3 protein-coding genes and 1 pseudogene are annotated in these 2,004 nt (G+C 34.8%); all 4 read left to right on the plus strand.

Annotation, left to right across the window (positions count from 1 at the left end; translation table 11 throughout):
- The first annotated feature begins 204 nt into the window (after nucleotides 1-204).
- Entirely contained in the window at nucleotides 205-879 is a 675-nt protein-coding gene (cmk, locus tag BBH99_RS11255; protein WP_066695555.1) for a (d)CMP kinase, read from the plus strand.
- A 95-nt stretch (nucleotides 880-974) separates the two neighbouring features.
- Nucleotides 975-1,325: a YtxH domain-containing protein gene (locus tag BBH99_RS11260; RefSeq protein WP_066695560.1), complete on the plus strand. Its 351-nt coding sequence runs from the start codon at nucleotides 975-977 to the stop codon at nucleotides 1,323-1,325.
- 80 nt (nucleotides 1,326-1,405) lie between these two features.
- Complete coding sequence (locus BBH99_RS11265) at nucleotides 1,406-1,726, plus strand: phage holin family protein (protein ID WP_066695561.1); 321 nt, start codon at nucleotides 1,406-1,408, stop codon at nucleotides 1,724-1,726.
- Nucleotides 1,719-2,004, plus strand: a pseudogene (locus tag BBH99_RS11270) (phosphoribosyl-ATP pyrophosphatase); the annotation flags it as partial. The gene BBH99_RS11265 and the pseudogene BBH99_RS11270, both read left to right, overlap by 8 nt.

Consider the following 2,004-nt stretch of genomic DNA (forward strand, 5'->3'; position numbering starts at 1 on the left):
GACTTTCAGGCGGATTCGGAATTAAAGTTTCAAGATTCCGTATAGATTATGCCCACATAAGATATCACAACTCTTCTAATGTCAACCAGATAGGTGTTTCCATGGATCTTTCGAGCCACGCAGGAGAATAGAAAAATTCTTAAATACCTCTTAAAATTTCTTATTAGTTCTTGATTTTCTAAAAAAAATCTTGAAATTTGCAGCATGAAAAAACCTGTAATAGCTATCGATGGGTACTCGTCTACCGGAAAAAGTTCTATCTCCAAAATCATTGCTGATAAGCTGGGACTTATTCATATGGATACAGGAGCACTTTACAGAGGAGTTACCTGGTTCGCCCTTCAAAATTGTTTGAATGAAGAAAGCAAAATTGATCTGAACACTTTGTTTTCATCTTTAGATCAGGTTCATCTTGAATTTAAAAACAATGACGGAACGCTTGTGCTTTATCTTAACAATGTAGATATTTCCAAGGAAATCCGTACCAATGAAGTTTCTGATAATGTAAGCCTTGTAGCCAAACAAAAAGAAGTAAGAGATTATTTATTACAATCTCAACGTTCTATAGCAGAAAAAGGAGGTGTTATCATGGACGGACGTGACATAGGGACAGTAGTTCTGCCCAATGCGGACTATAAGTTCTTCCTTACTGCCAGCATTAATGAAAGAACCAACAGACGATTTCTTGAATTAAAAGGGCTGGGAATTGAAGCTGATAAAGAGCAGGTAAAACAAAACCTCATTGAAAGAGATAAAATCGATAGTGAGCGTGAAATAGCTCCATTGAAGAAAGCTGACGATGCTATCGTAATTGATAATTCTGAGCTTTCCAAGGAAGAAACTATAGAACTTATTCTTTCTTACATCAAAAAGATTTAACAATTTTTAATAGGCATACAGCCTCCTTTGGTATACAAATTGTAAGTTTTATTAGTGTAAAAACTAATCTATTATTAACTATTAAAAAACTTAAAATGTCTAAAAACGGAAAAAATACAGCAGGTATATTAGCGGGACTTCTTGCAGGTGCTGCAGCAGGTGTAATCTTAGGAATGTTATATGCACCGGAAGAAGGAAAGGAAACCAGAAAAAAGATCAAAAATAAAGCAAACGATCTTAAAGATCAGGCTAAAAACAAATACGGGGAGGTTTCTGAAAAAGTGAAAGACCAGTATGGTAATATTTCTTCTACTTTCAAAGAAACGGCTAACAACGTAGCACATACTGTGAAAGACGGATATGACAAATACAAAGATCAGATTGTTTCTAAAACTGCAGACGTAGTAAAAGACGTAGAAGCAGAACTGAACGATCTTAAATCATAAGTAATTTATCTTTTTTAAGTAAATTACAGAAAGGAACTTTTGTGCGAAAGTTCCTTTTTTTGTAACTTTAAAAAAAAACAATGATAGAAACTATTAAAGAATACGCCTCGAAGAGAATAGACCTTCTGAAAATAGAAGCTACAGAAAAGTCTTCCCTTTCTGCCGGGCTCATTACCTACTTTGTAGTACTGCTTGTTGCTTTTGCTTTTTTTATTATCCTTTTCAACTTTGGGATTGCTTTTCTTATCGGAAAAGCATTGGATAATTACTCGTACGGTTTCTTAATTGTTGCGGCATTCTATGCATTAGTAATGGCTTTTGTTATTGCATTCAAAAGCAAAATTGTGAATACTGTTGCAGATCAGGTTATTAAATTTTTAAATCATTCAAGCCATGAGTAGAAGATACGAAAGCATAGAAGAATTAAGGAGAAAGAAAAAGCTGCTCCAAGGTGAAATTAATGATCTGGAAAACCTTCTTACTTTTAAAAATACAAAAGAAAGCCTTAGTGCGTTCACCAACGGCCTAAGTGATCAGTATCTCCAGGAAAAAGTAGATGAAGACGGTGATGAAAAAGTAGTTCTTAGAAAGGATGTCATTGCCAAACAGCTTACTTCGGAAGTTAAAGACCTTCTCATCAGTAAAAATACAGCGGTAGGACTTGCCAGCTCTGCCTTCA

It is taken from the genome of Chryseobacterium contaminans, from assembly GCF_001684955.1.
Lineage (GTDB): Bacteria > Bacteroidota > Bacteroidia > Flavobacteriales > Weeksellaceae > Chryseobacterium > Chryseobacterium contaminans.